Source organism: Chelatococcus sp. CO-6, assembly GCF_001271345.1.
GTDB lineage: Bacteria > Pseudomonadota > Alphaproteobacteria > Rhizobiales > Beijerinckiaceae > Chelatococcus_A > Chelatococcus_A caeni.
This window is the reverse complement of record NZ_CP012398.1, coordinates 1595463-1613233: the sequence shown is the minus strand read 5'-3', so window position 1 is coordinate 1613233 and position 17771 is coordinate 1595463. Positions and strand designations below refer to the sequence as shown.

The 17771-nt window shown below is 69.5% G+C and carries 14 protein-coding genes and 1 pseudogene; 8 read left to right on the top strand and 7 right to left on the bottom strand.

The window, feature by feature from the left end:
* The first annotated feature begins 9 nt into the window (after nucleotides 1-9).
* Together AL346_RS07545 and AL346_RS07540 are read left to right on the top strand one after the other, a co-directional pair.
* Nucleotides 10-507, top strand: coding sequence for a TRAP transporter small permease (locus AL346_RS07545; RefSeq protein WP_019402163.1), 498 nt, complete (start codon nucleotides 10-12; stop codon nucleotides 505-507).
* A complete protein-coding gene (locus AL346_RS07540; RefSeq protein WP_019402162.1) occupies nucleotides 504-1790 on the top strand; it encodes a TRAP transporter large permease in 1287 nt (428 codons plus the stop codon). The genes AL346_RS07545 and AL346_RS07540 overlap by 4 nt, the downstream gene beginning before the upstream one ends.
* Before the next feature lie 12 nt (nucleotides 1791-1802).
* Here AL346_RS07540 and AL346_RS07535 read toward each other — a convergent pair whose 3' ends face one another.
* Nucleotides 1803-2258 (bottom strand): cupin domain-containing protein, encoded by a 456-nt coding sequence (locus AL346_RS07535; RefSeq protein WP_019402161.1) that lies wholly within the window; start codon nucleotides 2256-2258, stop codon nucleotides 1803-1805.
* Nucleotides 2258-3028 (bottom strand): hydroxyacylglutathione hydrolase, encoded by a 771-nt coding sequence (gene gloB, locus AL346_RS07530; protein ID WP_040404353.1) that lies wholly within the window; start codon nucleotides 3026-3028, stop codon nucleotides 2258-2260. The genes AL346_RS07535 and gloB overlap by 1 nt, the downstream gene beginning before the upstream one ends.
* A gap of 173 nt (nucleotides 3029-3201) precedes the next feature.
* Between gloB and AL346_RS07525 the strand changes: the two genes are divergently transcribed.
* The 3 genes from AL346_RS07525 to AL346_RS07515 all read left to right on the top strand — a co-directional run bounded on the left by AL346_RS07525 (nucleotide 3202) and on the right by AL346_RS07515 (nucleotide 6668).
* Nucleotides 3202-4017 carry a class I SAM-dependent methyltransferase gene (locus AL346_RS07525; RefSeq protein ID WP_019402159.1) on the top strand — a complete coding sequence of 272 codons (816 nt, stop codon included), beginning with the start codon at nucleotides 3202-3204 and terminating at the stop codon, nucleotides 4015-4017.
* Between the two features lie 158 nt (nucleotides 4018-4175).
* Entirely contained in the window at nucleotides 4176-5129 is a 954-nt protein-coding gene (locus AL346_RS07520) for an acetyl-CoA carboxylase carboxyltransferase subunit alpha (RefSeq protein ID WP_019402158.1), read from the top strand.
* 126 nt (nucleotides 5130-5255) lie between these two features.
* Complete coding sequence (locus tag AL346_RS07515; protein WP_019402157.1) at nucleotides 5256-6668, top strand: murein L,D-transpeptidase family protein; 1413 nt, start codon at nucleotides 5256-5258, stop codon at nucleotides 6666-6668.
* Nucleotides 6669-6857: 189 nt separating this feature from the next.
* Here AL346_RS07515 and AL346_RS07510 read toward each other — a convergent pair whose 3' ends face one another.
* The 3 genes from AL346_RS07510 to secA all read right to left on the bottom strand — a co-directional run bounded on the left by AL346_RS07510 (nucleotide 6858) and on the right by secA (nucleotide 12732).
* Nucleotides 6858-8651 carry an SLC13 family permease gene (locus AL346_RS07510; RefSeq protein ID WP_026015128.1) on the bottom strand — a complete coding sequence of 598 codons (1794 nt, stop codon included), beginning with the start codon at nucleotides 8649-8651 and terminating at the stop codon, nucleotides 6858-6860.
* Nucleotides 8652-8715: 64 nt separating this feature from the next.
* Nucleotides 8716-9849: an AI-2E family transporter gene (locus tag AL346_RS07505; protein ID WP_082312458.1), complete on the bottom strand. Its 1134-nt coding sequence runs from the start codon at nucleotides 9847-9849 to the stop codon at nucleotides 8716-8718.
* 105 nt (nucleotides 9850-9954) lie between these two features.
* Nucleotides 9955-12732, bottom strand: coding sequence for a preprotein translocase subunit SecA (secA, locus tag AL346_RS07500; protein ID WP_019402154.1), 2778 nt, complete (start codon nucleotides 12730-12732; stop codon nucleotides 9955-9957).
* A gap of 377 nt (nucleotides 12733-13109) precedes the next feature.
* Between secA and AL346_RS07495 the strand changes: the two genes are divergently transcribed.
* From AL346_RS07495 to mutT, 3 genes are all read left to right on the top strand, one after another.
* Complete coding sequence (locus AL346_RS07495) at nucleotides 13110-14033, top strand: peptidylprolyl isomerase (RefSeq protein WP_082312457.1); 924 nt, start codon at nucleotides 13110-13112, stop codon at nucleotides 14031-14033.
* Between the two features lie 109 nt (nucleotides 14034-14142).
* Nucleotides 14143-15384, top strand: a complete 1242-nt coding sequence (gene argJ, locus AL346_RS07490) for a bifunctional glutamate N-acetyltransferase/amino-acid acetyltransferase ArgJ (protein WP_019402152.1) — start codon at nucleotides 14143-14145, stop codon at nucleotides 15382-15384.
* 10 nt (nucleotides 15385-15394) lie between these two features.
* Nucleotides 15395-15793, top strand: coding sequence for an 8-oxo-dGTP diphosphatase MutT (mutT, locus tag AL346_RS07485; RefSeq protein ID WP_019402151.1), 399 nt, complete (start codon nucleotides 15395-15397; stop codon nucleotides 15791-15793).
* A gap of 230 nt (nucleotides 15794-16023) precedes the next feature.
* Here the strand turns inward: mutT and AL346_RS07480 are convergent, their stop codons facing one another.
* Both AL346_RS07480 and AL346_RS07475 read right to left on the bottom strand, forming a co-directional pair.
* Nucleotides 16024-16512, bottom strand: coding sequence for a thioesterase family protein (locus tag AL346_RS07480; RefSeq protein WP_019402149.1), 489 nt, complete (start codon nucleotides 16510-16512; stop codon nucleotides 16024-16026).
* A pseudogene (locus AL346_RS07475) lies at nucleotides 16509-17665 on the bottom strand (iron-containing alcohol dehydrogenase). The gene AL346_RS07480 and the pseudogene AL346_RS07475 overlap by 4 nt, the downstream one beginning before the upstream one ends.
* Nucleotides 17666-17771 lie beyond the last annotated feature (106 nt).

Below are 17771 nucleotides of genomic sequence, written 5' to 3'. Positions count from 1 at the left end.
GATGCTGCCATGCTGCGCCTTGCCGGGCTTCTCACGGACCGGGCGGTTGCCGCCGCCGCCGTCCTCCTTCTCCTTGCGCTCCTCGCCTGCGTCTTCCTCGGCGTGGTGTTCAGGCTGGTGAACCAGCCGCTCGCCTGGTCCGACGAGATGGCGCAATACCTGATGGTGTGGACCGCCTTCGTCGGCTGGATCCTGGCCGCGCGGCGGCGCAGCCACATCCGCATCACGGTGGTCATCGACCAGCTGCCGCCGCCCCTGCGCCGGGCGGCCGAGGTGCTGATCCAGCTCGCGGTCGCCGCGCTCGGCATGGTGCTCCTGTCGCGCAGCTTCGGGCTGATCGAGCGCAACTTCGACGTGGAGTGGGTCAGCCTGCCGCTCTCGGCCGCCCTCGTCTACGTGCCGATGCCGGTCGCCGGCTTCGCCGTCGTGGCGCAGGCGCTCGTCGAGATCGCGGAAGTGCTCGCCGGCGCCCGCCGGCGCGATTCCGAGGCGGGGGCCGCGCCATGACCGCCGTGATGGCCGAGATCCTCGTCGTCTGGTTCGCCGCGCTCCTGCTCGGCCTGCCGCTCTTCGCCTCCATGGGGCTCGCGGCCTTCGCCTTCGTCGTCATCAACGGCATGCCGGTCGACATCGTGCCGCAGAAGATCGCCCAGGCGGCCAATTCCTTCCCTATCCTCGCCGCGCCGCTGTTCATCCTGATGGGCAACATCATGAACTCGGCCGGCATCACGGACCGGATCTTCGCCTTCGCCCGCGCCTGCGTCAGCTGGATGCGCGGCGGGCTGTGCCACGCCAATATCCTCGCCAGCGTGATCTTCGCCGGCATGTCGGGCTCGGCCGTGGCGGATGCGGGCGGCGTCGGCTCGCTCGAGATCAAGGCGATGCGGCAGGAGGGCTACGATCCGGAGACCGCCGCGGCCATCACGGCCGCCTCGGCGACCATCGGGCCGATCATTCCGCCGTCGCTGCCCATGGTGATCTACGGGGTCAGCGCCGATGTCTCCATCGGCGGGCTGTTCCTCGCCGGCGTCATTCCCGGCCTGCTGATGGCGCTCGCGCTCTCCGCCATGGTCACGGTCGTCGCCACGCGGCGCGCCATGCCGCGCCATCCCTTCGAAGGCTTGAGGATCCTCGCCGTCGCCTACCGGCGGGCGCACTGGGCGCTGATGACGCCGGTCATCCTCTTCGGCGGCATGATGAGCGGCATCATGACGCCGACCGAGGCCGCGGCCGTGGCCTCCGTCTACGCCCTCTTCCTCGGGCTCGTCGTCTACCGCGACTTCGACCTGAGGCAATTGCCGCGCATCATCGTCGACACCGTGGAGACGACCGGGATCGTGCTGGCGCTCGTCATGACGGCGGCGGCGCTCGCCTGGTGCCTGTCGATCTCACGCATCCCGCAGACGCTCGGGCCGATGATCATCGGCGCCGTGGGCGACCCGCTCGTCTTCCTTCTCATCGTCAACGTGCTGCTGCTCGTCGTCGGCTGCGTCATGGAGGCGCTGGCGGCGATGCTCATCCTCATCCCCATCCTGGTGCCGATCGCCGTGCAGTTCGGCATCGATCCCGTGCAGTTCGGCCTCATCTTCGTGCTCAACCTCATGATCGGCACGATCACGCCGCCGGTGGGCGTCGTCCTCTTCGTCACGGCGCGCATCGCCAACATCCGCTTCGAGGCGATGTCGCGGGCCATCGTGCCGTGGATGTTGCCGCTTGTCGCGGTACTGCTCGCCGCCACCTTCTGGCCGCCGCTGACGACCTGGCTGCCGGGGCTCGTGCTGGGGCGGTGAGGCCTCGCGGCCTCAGCGCGGGACCGGCCGCCAGCCGGGCGGCGCCATCTCGAAGCCGTCGAAGGTGAAGCCCGGCGCCACCGTGCAGCCGACGAGGGTGAAGGCGCCGAGGCTCGTCGCCGTCTGCCACCAGCCCGCGGGCACGACGCATTGCGGCCGCTCGCCCGCGGGAAGGTCGGCGCCGAGACGATGGGCTTGCGTTTCGTGCCCGTCGGGCGACAGGGTCAGCACCAGCGGCGCGCCGAGATACCAGTGCCAGACCTCGGCGGCGTCGACGCGGTGCCAGTGGGACGTGCCGCCGGGCCCCAGCAGGTAGTAGATCAGCGTCGAGGCGGCGCGCCCGCCCTCTGCCGCCCGCGGGTCGCGATAGGTCTCGCGGAACCAGCCGCCCTCCGGGTGGGGCTGAAGATCGAGCAGGCGGACGATGGCCTCCGCCGTGAGCGCTTCCTGTCCGTTCGTCGGCAGCATCAGAACCGGTCCTTCCAGGCGCGGAGCGCGGCGAAGACGTCCTCAGCCGGCCGGCCGGGGAGGTTGACGGCGGCGGCGAGGGCCGGCTCACCCGCGCGCAGGAAGGGATTGGTCGCCTTCTCCTCGCCGAGGAGGGACGGGATCGTCAATTCGCCCCGCGCCCGCCTCGCCTCGATGTCGGCGGCGCGTTTGGCGAGCGCGGCGTTGTCCGGATCGGCGGCGAGCGCGAAGCGCGCGTTCGCGAGCGTATATTCGTGGCCGCAGTAGAGGCGGGTGTCGTCCGGCAGGGCGGCAAGCTTCCCGAGGGCGGCCCACATGTCCGCCGGCGTGCCCTCGAACAGGCGTCCGCAGCCGAGCGCGAACAGCGTGTCGCCCGCAAAGAGCGCCCGCTCGCCGGCGAACCAGTAGGCGATGTGGCCGAGCGTGTGCCCGGGCGTGGCGATGACCTCGCCGCTGAGATCGCCGACCGCGACCACGTCGCCTTCCGCGACGGTCCGGTCGAGGTCGGGGATGGCGGCCGCCTCCGCCGCCGGCCCGATGACGGTGGCGCCCGTCTCCCGCTTGAGGCCGGGAATGCCCTCCACGTGGTCGGGATGCTTGTGGGTGACGAGGATGTGCGTCAGGCGCCATCCGGTATCGGCGAGGGCCCGGCGCACCGCGGCCTCCTCCGGCGCGTCGATGGTGGCGCAGGCGCCGCTCGCCGCATCGCGGACGAGGACGCCGATATTGTCGCTGCGGCAGGGAAAGACATGGATGTCGGCTGGCACGATGGTCCTCCTTGGCTTCCGGCCCCCGGGGCGACCCTACGGTCCGGGCGACCTTACAGCCTCTTCCCGGCGAGGCGAATCACGAGGATCCTTTCTGTCGCGCGGCGTCGTCATCTTGCAACCGGCGGTTCCTATCCCGATGATCAGGGGGAGGGGGACGCCCAAGGAGGACGTGCTTGGCCGTCGATGTGGTCGATCTGAGGCACTTCTACGCGAGCCCGCTCGGCGTCGTGGCGCGGCGTCTCGTGCTGCGCGCGGTCGAGGGGCTGTGGAAGGATCTTACCGGCCAGCGGCTTCTCGGCATCGGCTACGCAACGCCCTATCTCGCGGTCCTCAAGAGCGGCAGCGAGCGCACCCTCGCCTTCATGCCGGCGGCGCAGGGCGTGGTGAACTGGCCCTCCTCGGGGCCCTCCGCCTCGGCTCTCGTCGAGCCGACGATGCTGCCGCTGCCGGATGCCTGCATCGACCGGGTGCTGGTCGTCCACGCCCTGGAGACGAGCGAGGCGCCGGACGAACTGATGAGCGAGGTCTGGCGGGTGCTGAGCCCGGGCGGCCGTGTCCTTCTCGTCGCGCCCAACCGGCGCGGCCTGTGGGCGCGCATGGACACGACGCCCTTCGGCCAGGGCCAGCCGTACAGCCGCTCGCAGCTCACGGGCCTCATGCGCCGCACGCTCTTCTCGCCGGAGAACTGGCTGGAGGCGCTCTACGTGCCGCCGTTGCAGCGCCAGCTCTTCCTGCGCTCGGCGGTGGCCTGGGAGCGCGCTGGAGCCGGCCTGTCGCTGCCCTTCGCCGGCGTGCATGTCATCGAGGCGGTCAAGCAGCTGCACCGGCCGGTCGCGGTGCGCGCGATGCGGCGCGCGGCGCGCCTGCGACCCGTGCTGGTGCCGGCGCAGGGGGCGCTGTCGCCGCGCTTCGCGACGGGCGACGACATGTCGCCGCCGACGGTGCGGCCGCCGGGCTGCCGGACGCATCGCGAACGGGGCCCGTCGTGAGCGGGCGTCCCGACCGATCCTGACTTCCTCTTGACTTCGTCTTGACTTGGCGCCAGCCAGTCGCCAAGGTCCGCCCGCGCCGACCCCGCGGGGGTCCTCCCGGCCGGATGCCGCGGACGGGCCGCCCGAAGATGGACAACCCCGGCGCCCCATATCGCATGCGAAGCTATCTGGATTTCGAAAAGCCCGTCGCCGAGCTCGAGGCCAAGGTCGAGGAACTGCGCGCCATGGCCGAGGGCGGCAGCGCCGTCTCCATCGGCGACGAGATCGCCCGCCTCGAAGCCAAGGCGGACAAGGCCCTTGAGGACCTCTACGCCAATCTGACGCCGTGGCAGAAGACGCTGGTGGCGCGCCATCCGCAGCGCCCGCATTTCGTCGACTACTGCGCCGCGCTGATCGAGGACTTCACGCCGCTCGCCGGCGACCGCAAGTTCGGCGAGGACGAGGCCATTCTCGGCGGCTTCGGCCGCTTCCGCGGCGAGAGCGTCTGCGTGATCGGCCAGGAGAAGGGCGCCAATACCGAGGCGCGCCTGCGCCACAATTTCGGCATGGCCAAGCCCGAGGGCTACCGCAAGGCCGTGCGGCTGATGGACATGGCGGACCGCTTCGGCATCCCCGTCATCAGCTTCGTCGACACGGCCGGCGCCTATCCGGGCATCGGCGCGGAGGAGCGCGGCCAGGCCGAGGCCATCGCCCGCTCGACCGAGGCCTGCCTTGCGCTCGGTGTGCCCAACGTCTCCGTCATCATCGGCGAGGGCGGCTCGGGCGGGGCCATCGCGCTCGCAACGGCCAACCGCGTGCTCATGCTCGAACACGCCATCTATTCGGTGATCTCGCCGGAGGGTGCGGCCTCGATCCTGTGGCGCGATTCCTCGCGCGCCCAGGACGCGGCGACCAACATGAAGATCACTGCACAAGATCTCTTACGCTTCTCGGTCATCGATGGCATTATCCCCGAGCCGTCGGGGGGAGCGCATCGCGATCCGGCGGCAGCCATGAACGCTGCGGGCGATGCGGTCGCAGCGGCTTTTCAGGATCTGGCCGGGCTTTCGCCCGACGAGATCCGGTCCCTGCGTGCTGACAAGTTCCTGGCCATCGGGCGCCAGCTTTAACAATCTGTTAACCGAGCCGGTGCGTGGCGGCGTGCACCGGTAAGGTTCGAGTAACGCTAACGGGTTTAAAGCTCGATGGTGCCGGTGGCCCCCGCGCCCGGCATCAGGGAAGCGAGAGGTTGCGTTATGCTCAAGCGATTGCTGCTGGTCTCGACGATGGCCCTTGCAGTGGCAGCCTGTGAGGACGATGCCACCTACTCCCGCAGCGTGCGCGCCTCCCAGCCCGTTCCGAGCAAGACGCTCGCCTTGATGGAGCAGAAGGACATGTCGCGCTATGCGCCGGTCCTCATCCGCTCCTACAAGAAGGAATCGGAGCTCGAGGTCTGGAAGCAGACCAAGTCCGGCAAGTACGCGCTCCTGAAGACCTTTCCCATCTGCCGCTGGTCGGGCCAGCTCGGCCCGAAGAAGCGCGAGGGCGACCGGCAGGCGCCGGAAGGCTTCTATGCCATCACGCCGGCCCAGCTCAATCCGAACTCGAGCTACTACCTCTCGTTCAACATGGGCTATCCGAACACCTACGACCGCGCCTACGGGCGCACGGGCGCTCATCTGATGGTCCACGGGGCCTGCTCCTCGGCCGGCTGCTACTCGATGACGGACGAGCAGATCGCCGAGGTCTACGCCATCGTGCGCGAGGCCTTCGCCGGGGGGCAGAAGGCCGTGCAGATGCAGGCGATGCCCTTCCACATGACGGCGGAGAACCTCGCCAAGCATCGCTACGACCAGAACATGGCCTTCTGGCGCAACCTGAAGGAAGGCGCGGACCACTTCGAGGTGTCGAAGCAGGAGCCGCAGGTCGCCGTCTGCGGCAAGCGCTACGTCTTCAATGCCACCGCGGCCAACGGCCAGCGCCTCGATCCTGCCGCGGCCTGCCCGCCGCTCGATGTCGACGAGGGCATGGCCATGGCCGTCGCGCAGAAGCAGCGCGCCGACGAGGCGAAGGTCGCCGATCTCGTCAACAGCGGCACCAAGGCCATCAAGCTGGTCTATGCCGATGGTGGCCAGCATGAATCCTTCCGCCGCCAGATGACGGCCGTCGCCGAGAGCAACGTCGGCGTCTTCGCGCAGTCCAACCGGCCGGAGCTCGAGGTCAGCCGGCCGGATGCGCTGGCGAGCGGCCCGCAGGTCGTCGAGCTCGACAGCAGCGGCCGCGAGAGGCCCGTCGAGGCGCCGAGGCCGGTCCAGGTCGCGGCACCGGCTGCCGCCCCGGCGCCCGTCCCGGCTGCGACGACCATCGTGACGCCCGCGCCGCAGGCGCAGCCCGTCGTCGCCTCGGCATCGAACGGACCGAACGGACGGCCGCTGGTCGACCGTCTCCTGTCCTTCGGCGGCCTGTTCGGCTCCAAGGACGAGCCGCAGGCCGAGACCGCGGCGGTGCCGGCACCAACCGACGCCCCGCTGCCACCCCGGCGCCGCGGCGCCGACGCCTCTTCCGCGGCCGGCAAGAAGGACCGGCAGGCCGCGCTGCCGCCGCTCATGCGCGGTGCCCAGGCGGCCCTGCCGTCGGGCCTGTCGGCCTATACGGAACAGGCGAACTGAGCCTCTCCGCCCTTATCCCGGTTCCAGGCAGAAGCGGCCGTCCCGACGGCCGCTTTCGTTTTGCGGCGCTACAGCCCTTCTGATTCAACTGAATCGGAACGAGCGCCTATCTTCTCGAGAATAGAGCCTCGTCGCTGACGCGGACCTTCGGTTCTTCTCCGAGCGGGCACCGCTTCGGCGGACGATGCGCTACAGCGGCCAGACGATGAGGATGGCGGGGACGGACACGATCACCATCAGGATCTCTAGGGGCAGGCCGAGGCGCCAGTAATCGCCGAAGGAATAACCGCCGGGGCCCATGATGAGCGTGTTGTTCTTGTGGCCGATGGGCGTGAGGAAGGCGAGCGAGGCCGCGACCACCGTCGCCATCAGGAAGGCGTCGGGATTGACCGACAATGTCCGCGCCGTCTCGATGGCCACCGGGCCGGCGATGACCATGGTCGCGACGTTGTTCAGCATGTCCGACAGGATGACGGTGACGAGCATCAGGCCGACAAGGGCGACCACAGGCGAATGGCCTGCCGTCACCGCGACGATCGCGTTGGCGACCAGAGCCGTGCCGCCGACGCTCTCGAAGGCGGCGCTGAGCGGCAGGAGGGCGGCGAGCATGACGACGACCGGCCAGTCGACCTGATCGTAGACCTCGCGCGGCGTCACGAGGCCCGTGGCGGCATAGCCGACGACGGCGATGGCGATGGCGGTGGTGAAGGAGATGAAGCTTGCGCTCGCCGCGATGATCGCGCCGATGAAAAGGCCGAGGGCGACGACGATGCGCCAGGTGCGAGCCGCCTGCACGCTCGTCTCGCTGAGCGGCATCGTGCCCAGCCAGTTGACGACATGGGCGAGCGCGGCCTGCGGCCCCGTCAGCAGCAGCATGTCGCCCGGCTCGATGATGCGCGAGCTGATCCGTTCGCGGAAGGTGCGTCCCTGCCGGGAGATGCCGAGCAGGGTCACGCCGAAGCGCGAGCGCAGGCGGAAGGCTTCGGCCGAGCGCCAGGCGATGCGCGAATCGGCTCGCACCACGGTCTCGACGAGCGCCGGTCCGCCCGTGCGGGCGGCGTCCTCCGCCTCCGGCGCGTCGACCGAGATGTCGTCCTTGGCCTGTTCGAGGCCGAGTGCCTTGATGAAGGCCGCCACGGCGTCCGCCGAGCCCTCGACCTCGAAGAGGTCGCCCTCGCGGATGGTGGCGAAGCGGGCGCGGCCGGGCAGGCGCCGCCCGTCGCGGATCAGGCCGAGGATGACGACGTCCGCCGCCTCGCTCTCCTCGTCGAGCTGGGCGACGAGGCGCCCGATGGCCGGCGATTGGGCCGAGACGGCGAGCTCGACGACGAAGTCGTCGATGCGGGCCGGCTCCGGCACCTGCCGGCCCGCCGTCGCACGGGGGATGAGGCGCCAGCCGCCGAGCGCGATGAAGAGGATGCCCGTGATGGCGCAGATGAGCCCGACGGGGGCGAAGTCGAACATCTTGTAGGGCGCGCCCAGCGCATCCTGCCGGAAGGTTGAGGCGACGATGTTGGGCGGGGTGCCGATCAGGGTGGTCAGGCCGCCGAGGATGGTGGCGAAGGCGAGCGGCATCAGCGTCAGCCGCGGCGAGCGGCCGGCCTTGCGGGCGGTGTTGATGTCGATGGGCATCAGCAGCGCCAGCGCCGCGACATTGTTGATGAAGGCCGACAGGGCGGCGCCCACGCCGCCGATGACGGCGATATGGATGGCGATGGGGCGGCCGGGCCGGACGATGCGCCGGGCGATGAGGGAGAGGGCGCCGCTGTTCTCCAGCGCGCGCGAGGCGATGAGCACGAGCGCGACGACGATCACCGCCGGATGGGAAAAGCCGCTGAAGGCATCCTTCTCGGGCACGACGCCGACAACCACGCCGACGAGCAGTCCCCCCATGGCGACGAGATCGTGCCGGATCCGCCCCCAGAGCAGCAGGGCGAGGATGCTGCCCATCAGGGCGAAGAGGATCATCTGCGGTTGCGTCATGCAGCCTCGCGGGGGCGGGGGGACCGGCTGAGATGTTGGCGGGCCGGAGGGGCGGTGCGCAAGATCAGCCCGGCAGGCTTACCTCGTCCTTGGGGAAAACATGTTCGAGGAGCACGACGGTGACGATGAGGATCGGAACCGCCAGGAAGGCGCCGATGGGGCCCCAGATCCAGGTCCAGAAGGCCACGGCGAGGAAGACGATGAACGGGTTCAGCGTGAGGCGGCGGCCGACGACGCTCGGCGTGATGAACTGGCCCTCGAGCGTGGTCAGCGCGAGGAAGACGACCGGCGGCAGGACCGCCATGCCGAGCGTCTCGAAGGAGACGAGGCCGACGGCGAAGATCGTCAGCGTGGTGAGGACCGCGCCGATATAGGGCACGAAGTTCAGCACGAAGGCGAGCAGGCCCCATAGCGCGGGGCTGGGCAGGCCGATGAGCCACATGGCGATGCCGGTCGCGATGCCGAGGCCCGCGTTGATCATCGTGACCGTGCCGAGATAGCGGCCGAGTGCCCGCTCGATCTCGGAGACGATCTGCAGCGCCATGAGACGCGCCTCGCGCGTCATGAAGCCGACGACCAGCTTGCGCTTCATCTGGGCCCGTCCGGCGAGGAAGAAGATGAGCGTGCCGGCGAAGAGAAGGAACTGTGCCACGGCGGGCGTCGCTGCGGCGAGCGCCGTCTCCAGGAGCGAGGTCTCGCTCACCTGCACGTCGATCGCCCCGCCCCGGCCGACATCCGACAGGCCGCGCTCGATGCGCCGCAGGAAGCCCACGGATTCGCGCATGGCCTGGAAACGCTCCTCGAGGATCCCGCCGATCTCCGGGGCGCGCTCGATCCACGTGTTGACCTGGTCGGAGAAGGTGAGCGCCAGGAGATAGAGCGCCGCGATGAAGATGGACACGAGGCCGATGGAGCTCAGGAACGGCGGAACGCCCCGGCGCGCCATGTGCTCCACCAGGGGGCCGACGATGCTGCCGACGATGATGGCGGCGCAGACGGGCGCGGTCACGGCCCGGGTCGCCATCAGCACCGCGCCGAAGGTCATCACGAAGATGCCGATCACGGCAAGGCGCGTGATCGTCTTCCAGAAGAGCTCCTCGTCGACGGGCGTCATCCCGGCCGGATCGGCGGGAGGCGCGTCCCGCCGGTGGGACAATGCGGGCCAGCGCAGTCGACGCCTGTAGTTGCGCAGATCCATGACGACCGCCCGTTATCGCCCGCACGCCACCGCGCGATGGCTGTGCGAAGCAACGTGCTGCGGGTCGTATTGTTCCGCGCATCCGCCGCCGGCCCTGCGGGCCCGTCAGGCAAAGGCGCCGTGGCAGTGCTTGTACTTCTTGCCCGAGCCGCAGGGGCACGGATCGTTACGCCCGACCTTGCCCCAGGTCGCGGGATCGCTCGGATCACGCGCCGCCTGCGCGCCCGTCTCGGTCGCGGCCGGTGCGAGGGCCAGCGCCAGCTCGTCCTCGCCCGTGAGCGGATCGAGATGGTGCGCCTGCATGGGCGGCAGCTCCGCCTCGGCCGGCGGCTGGAACATGACCTCGACGCGCATGAGCTGCGCCGTCACATGCTCGCGCAGATGGTCGATGAGGCCGTCGAAGAGCTGGAACGCCTCGGCCTTGTATTCGTTGAGCGGATCGCGCTGGGCGAGGCCGCGCCAGCCGATGACCTGCCGGAGGTGATCGAGGGTGACGAGATGCTCGCGCCAGAGATGGTCCAGCGTCTGCAGCAGCACCTGCTTCTCGACATAGGTCATCACCTCGGAGGTGTTCTTCTCGAGGCGGGCGGCATAGGCTTCGTTCGCCGCCTTGTGCAGGCGCTCGCGCATCTCCTCGTCGGCAATGCCCTCCTCCTTCGCCCAGTCGGCGACGGGGACGTCGAGGTTGAGGATCCGCCCGACGCTCTCCTCGAGCCCGGGGACGTCCCACTGCTCGGGATAGGCGCCCGGCGGGATGTGCCGGGCGACGATGTCGTCGATGACCGTCTGGCGCATGTCGTCGATGGTCTCGCGCACCGACTCGGCCGCCATGAACTCCCGGCGCTGCTCGAACACGACCTTGCGCTGGTCGTTCATGACGTTGTCGTACTTCAGGATGTTCTTGCGGATGTCGTAGTTGCGCGCCTCGACCTTGCCCTGCGCCTTCTCGATGGCCTTGTTGATCCACGGATGGATGATGGCCTCGTCCTCCTTCAGCCCGAGGCGCTGGAGCATGCCGTCCATGCGGTCGGAGCCGAAGATGCGCATCAGGTCGTCCTGAAGCGACAGGTAGAACTTGGAACGGCCGGGGTCGCCCTGGCGGCCGGAGCGGCCGCGCAGCTGGTTGTCGATGCGCCGGCTCTCGTGGCGCTCGGTGCCGAGCACGTAGAGGCCGCCCGCCTCGAGCGCGCGCTGCTTGAACTGGGCAACCTCGATGCGGATCGCCTCTTCCTTCGCCCGGCGCTCCTCGCCCTCGGCCATGTCGCCGAGCTCGTGCTCGATGCGCATGTCGGCATTGCCGCCGAGCTGGATGTCGGTGCCGCGGCCGGCCATGTTGGTGGCGATGGTGATGGCGCCCGGCACGCCGGCCTGGGCGACGATGAAGGCCTCCTGCTCGTGGAAGCGGGCGTTGAGCACGGCGAAATGCTTCGAGGGCTTGCCCGAGCGGGCCGCCTCGAACAGCGGCTTCAGGGCATCCTCGCGGCCGAAGTCGATCTGCTTGAAGCCGCCGCGGGAGAGCACCTCGGCGAGCAGCTCCGACTTCTCGATGGAGGTCGTGCCGACGAGGATCGGCTGGCCCTTGGCGGAGGCGGCCTCGATCTCGCGGATGATCGCCTTGTACTTCTCCTCGGCGGTCCGGTAGACCTCGTCGTCCTCGTCGAGGCGCTGCACGGGCAGGTTGGTCGGGATCTCGACCACCTCGAGCCGGTAGATGTCGGCGAACTCGTCCGCCTCGGTCGCGGCGGTTCCGGTCATGCCGGCGAGCTTGTCATAGAGGCGGAAGTAGTTCTGGAAGGTGATGGAGGCGAGCGTCTGGTTCTCGGGCTGGATCTGCACGCGCTCCTTGGCCTCGAGCGCCTGGTGCAGGCCCTCCGAATAGCGGCGCCCCGGCATCATGCGGCCGGTGAACTCGTCGATGATGACGACCTCGTCGCCCCGGACGATGTAATCCTTGTCGCGCTGGAAGAGCGTGTGGGCCCGCAGCGCCTGGTTGACGTGGTGGACGATGGTGGCGTTGTTCGCCTCGTACAGCGAGCCCTCCTTGAGGATGCCCGCCTCCTCGAGAAGCTGCTCGATGTGCTCGTTGCCCTTTTCCGTGAGGAAGACGGCGCGCTGCTTCTCGTCAACCTCGTAGTCTTCCTTGACGAGCTTCGGGATCACCGCGTCGATGGCGTTGTAGAGCTCGGAGCGGTCGTCGAGCGGGCCCGAGATGATGAGCGGCGTGCGCGCCTCGTCGACGAGGATCGAGTCCACCTCGTCGACGATGGCGAAGTTGTGCCCGCGCTGCACCATCTGCGCGAAGTCGTACTTCATGTTGTCGCGCAGGTAGTCGAAGCCGTATTCGTTGTTGGTGCCGTAGGTGATGTCGCAGGCGTAGGCCGCCTTGCGCTCACCGTCATCCAGCCCGTGGACGATGATGCCGACGGTGAGGCCGAGGAAGCGGTAGACGCGGCCCATCCATTCGGCGTCGCGGCGGGCGAGATAGTCGTTGACGGTGACGACGTGCACGCCCTTGCCGGAGAGCGCGTTGAGATAGGTCGGCAGGGTGGCGACGAGCGTCTTGCCTTCACCGGTGCGCATCTCGGCGATGCCGCTCTCGTGCAGCACCATGCCGCCGAGGAGCTGGACGTCGAAGTGGCGCTGGCCGAGCACGCGCTTCGCCGCCTCGCGCACGGTGGCGAAGGCGGGCACCAGGAGGTCGTCGAGGCTGCGCCCTTCCGCGACCTGGCGCCTGAATTCCTCGGTACGGGCGCGCAGCGCCTCGTCGCTCAGCGCCGCAAGCTCGGGCTCGAGCGCGTTGATGGCCGCAACCTTCGGCTGGTACGTCTTGAGACGGCGATCGTTGGCCGAGCCGAAGATTTTTTTTGCGAGAGCGCCGAACATCGATGGCCTTTCCGGACGATACAATTCTTGCGGTACGATCCTGCGCGCGGGGCATGCGCCTCGGGTACCGCCGGGACGGCGGAACTCCCGTCGCCGCGCGACAATTACCCGGCGCGGGCGCGCCGGTCCAGCATAAGCTCTAGAGGTTGCGCGTCGCTGGTCCGCCGGGGCGCCGTCTGGCGGGCGGGACCCTTGCGCCACATGGGATCGAGGCACGGGAATGTCAACGCTTTCAACAGCGGGAGAGGGGCGCCCCGGACGATTTGTCCCTTGCAAAGCGCCGACGCATCGGCCACTCATGCCGACCATGATGCCGGCCGGCCCAGCGCGAGCGGTCCGCCGGCGCTGGTCCCACGTTGCTCGCGCCGGACTGATCCATGAAACGATTTCGCCCGCATGCCCTCGTCCTGCTGACCGGTGCCGCTTTCCTCGCAGGTGCGGCGGCCACGGCCCAGACGTCGGCGCCGGCGCAGCCGGCGCCCGCGCAGAGCCAGGCAGCGGATGAGGCGAAGGTGCTCGCCCGTGTCGACGGCGAGCCCATCACCGCCCTCGATCTCGAGATCGCGGCGCAGGATCTCGGCGACCGGCTGCCGGCCATGGCCGACGCCCAGCGGCAGGACTACCTCATCGGCTATGTCATCGACCTCAGGCTCGGCGCCAAGGCCGCCAAGGCCGCGAAGGTCGATGCCACGCCCGACTTCGAGCGCCGCGTCGCCTACTACCGCGACAAGGTGCTGCTCGACGAATACCTGCAGAAGCAGGTCGAGCAGGCCGTGACGCCGGAGGCGGCCAAGGCGCTCTACGACGAGACGATGAAGAACCTGAAGCCGGAGGACGAGGTGCGCGCCCGGCACATCCTCGTGGAGAACGAGGAAGACGCCAAGAAGGTCGTCGCGCGCATCGAGGCGGGCGAGGACTTCGCCAAGGTCGCCGGCGAGATGTCGAAGGATCCCGGCTCGGCCAAGGAGGGCGGCGATCTCGGCTACTTCACGAAGGACCGGATGGTGAAGGAATTCGCCGAGGCCGCCTTCGCGCTCGCGCCCGGCAAGGTCTCGGCACCGGTCAAGTCGCAGTTCGGCTGGCACGTCATCAAGGTCGAGGACAAGCGCGAGAAGCCGCTGCCGACCTTCGACGAGGTCAAGGAGCAGGTCGAGGCCTATCTCGCCCGCAAGGCGCAGCAGGACCTCATCCTCGCCCTGCGCAAGGACGCCAAGATCGAGCGCCTCGACAAGGCCGATGGTGCGAAGCCCGGCGAGAAGCCGGCCGAGGGCGCGACGCCCGCCGAGCCGAAGAAGAACTGAGCAGCAACCGCCGTATCCTTCCTCGCGGGCCGGCCCGTCCGGGCCCGTCCGCGAGGCTCCGCTTCCGCCGCCCGTGAGGGCACCGCGCAAGGGCATCCCGAGGCATCCGATGTCCACCACCGTCTCCCCGCTTGCTCCGAAATCCGTGCCCGACATGCCCGCCGTCGAGGGCGTGCGCTTCGCGACCGCCGCGGCCGGCATCCGCTACAAGAACCGCACCGACGTGCTGATGGCGGTGTTCGACGAGGGCACGACGGCGGCGGGCGTCTTCACCCGCTCCAAGTGCCCGTCGGCCGCGGTCGACTGGTGCCGGGAGCAGCTCTCCGCCGGCACGGCGCGGGCCCTCGTCGTCAATTCCGGCAATGCCAATGCCTTCACTGGCATGAAGGGGCGCGATGCGGTGGCCCTGACGGCGAAGATCGCCGCTGCCGCCGCCGCCTGCCGGCCCGAGGAGGTGTTCCTCGCCTCCACCGGAGTCATCGGCGAACCGCTCGATGCGACGAAGTTCGAGGGCGTGCTGGCCGATTGCGTGCAGCGTGCCGCAGGCGGTCCGTGGATCGAGGCGGCGCGCGCCATCATGACGACGGACACCTTTCCGAAGGTGGCGACGCGCACGGTCAATCTCGGCGGCGTGCCGGTGACCATCAACGGCATCGCCAAGGGTGCGGGCATGATCGCGCCGGACATGGCGACCATGCTCTCCTTCGTCGTCACCGACGCGCCGATCGCCGCGCCCGTTCTGCAGCGCCTCCTGGCGCGCGGCGTCGAGGGCACCTTCAACGCGGTGACGGTGGACGGCGACACCTCGACCTCCGACACGCTGATGCTGTTCGCCACCGGCGCAGCGGCGAAGCGCGGCGCTCCCCGCATCGAGGAGGCGGGCGACCGCAGGCTCGCCGCCTTCCGCAAGGCGCTCGGCGAGCTGCTGCTCGACCTCGCCCAGCAGGTGGCGCGGGACGGCGAGGGCGCGCGCAAGTTCGTCGCCGTCACCGTCGAGGGGGCGGTCAGCGCCGCCTCGGCCCGGCGCATCGCCTTCTCCATCGCCAATTCGCCGCTGGTGAAGACGGCGGTGGCCGGCGAGGACGCCAACTGGGGCCGCATCGTCATGGCCGTCGGCAAGGCGGGCGAGCCGGCCGAGCGCGACAGGCTCGCCATCTTCTTCGGCGACATCCGCGTGGCGCACGAAGGCGCGCGCGATCCCGCCTATGACGAGGCCGCCACCTCCGCCTACATGCAGGGCGATGAGATCGCCATCCGCGTCGACCTCGGCCTCGGCCGCGGCAAGGCGACGGTGTGGACCTGCGACCTGACGAAGGAATATGTCGCCATCAACGGCGACTACCGCTCGTGAGGCGCTGGGCATGAAGCTCGTCCTCGTCGCCGCCTGCGCCCTCCTCGACGTCGACGGGCGCGTGCTCATCGCCCAGCGGCCCGAGGGCAAGCAGCTCGCCGGCCTGTGGGAATTCCCCGGCGGCAAGGTGGAGCCCGGCGAGCGGCCGGAGGAGACGCTGATCCGCGAGCTTCACGAGGAGCTCGGCATCACCGTCGCGGAGCCGTGCCTCGCCCCGCTCACCTTCGCCAGCCATGCCTACGAGAGCTTCCACCTCCTGATGCCGCTCTATGTCTGCCGCCGCTGGGAGGGCACGCCCATGTCGCGCGAGGGGCAGGCACTCAAATGGGTGATGCCGAACCGCTTGCGCGACTATCCCATGCCGCCGGCCGACGAGCCGCTGATCCCGCATCTGACGGCGCTGATGTGATCGCGATCGCGGCCGATGCCCTGCGTCGGCCGACCGGCAGTTCCGTCGTCATGCCCGCGCTTGTCGGGGGCATCCACGCCGGGACGATTGAGCCAGGGCTGTAAGGCGTGGATGGCCGGGACGAGCCCGGCCAGGACGGCGGAGAGGTTGCGCGTCGCTGCTCCGTTTCGATTACGCCAGGCTGACATCAGGCGGCCAGCTCGCATCCGCGGGACGTCCACTACCAATCATTAGCCGGCGATATTCTCCGTCTCCGCGACGAGCGGCTGCAGCGCCATCCTGATCTTGTCCGAGATTTCCACAGGCCGCTGGCTGTCTCGTTCCACATAGACATGGACGAAATGGCCGCGCACCACGGCCTCGTCCGCGCCGCCGCGGAACACGGCGACGTCATAGGTGACGGACGAGCGGCCGAGGCGGGAGACGGCGAGTCCGACCTCGAGCGTGTCGGGATAGGCGGTGCTCGCGAAATAGGTGAGGCCGGTTTCCGCGACGAGGAAGATGTGCGGGCTCGTGGCGATGTCGATGAGGCCGTTCTCGATGAGAAAGCGGTTCACCGCCGTGTCGACATAGCCGTAGTAGACCACGTTGTTGACGTGGCCGTAGGCGTCGTTGTCGTGCCAGCGCGTCTCGATGGGGTGGAAGTGGCGATAGGCCGCGCGGGCGGGCCGCGTCCGCCGGGCCGTGGCCGGGGCGGGCGTCGTCGGACGATGGTTCACCAGGCGGCCTCGTAGATGGCGAGGGCGTCGGACTCGCTCAGGGGACGCGGATTGTTGACGAGGAGGCGCGTCTGCTTCACCGCGTCATGAGCCAGCCGGGCGAGGTCCTCCCGCGGGATGCCGACGTCGCGCAGGCGCTGGGCGAGGCCGACCTCCTCGCACAGATGCGTGAGCGCCTCGACGAAGGCCTCGGCCCGCCGCGCCACCGGCACCTCGGCGAGCCAGGGAAAGGCGCAAGGGGCGATCTCGGCATAAGCGCGGCTGCAGGTCTCGGCGTTGAAGCGCAGCACGTGCGGCAGCACCAGCGCGTTCGAGAGGCCGTGCGGCACGTGATAGTGGCCGCCCACGGGATAGGCGAGGGCGTGCACGGCCGCGACCGGCGAATTGGCGAAGGCCTGGCCGGCGAACATGGCGCCGAGCAGCATGTTGGCGCGGGCCTCCCCATGCGTGCCTTCGCGCACGGCCGAGCGGATGTCGCCGCCGAGGAGCCTGAGCGCCTCCTTGGCGAGAAGGCGCGAGACGGGATTGTTGTTGGCGCTCGTCGAGGTATAGGCCTCGATGGCGTGCACCATGGCGTCGATGCCGGTCGCTGCCGTCACGTGATGCGGCAGCGCATAGGTGAGCTCCGGGTCGAGCAGGGCGATGTCCGGCAGGAGGACCGGCGAGACGACGCCCTTCTTCTCTGCTTCGCCGGTGGTGACGATGGAGATCGGCGTCACCTCCGAGCCGGTGCCCGCCGTCGTCGGCACCAGCATCAGCGGCAGGCGCGGGCCTCTGGCCTGGCCGACGCCGTAGATGGAGGAGAGCTCCTCCTCCCCCGGGCGAGCAGCGCCACGAGCTTGGCGACGTCCATGGACGAGCCGCCGCCGAAGCCGACGACCCCTTCCGCCCCTTCGCGCCGCGCCTGTTCGGCCGCGGCGAGCACCACCTTCTCGGGCGGGTCGGCCGTCACGCCGTCGAAGATGGTCACGGCAACGCCCGCCGCCGCGAGGGACGCGAGCGCGCTTTCGTGCAGCTTCGCGTCGACGATGCCGCGGTCGGTGACGAGGATGACGCGCGCGCCGAGCTGGTCGCGGGCGATGTCGCCGATCTGGGCGATGCTGCCGGCGCCGAAGACGACCGTTTTCGCCGTGCTGAAGGTGAAGGGGTGCATCGCCTCCTCCCGTCCCGTGCGGGGAACTCGTTCCGAAGCCGGTTTCCTGCGAATGAGACGTGAGCCGCCGGCCGTTGGCAAGACCCTTGCTGCAAGACCTTTGCGG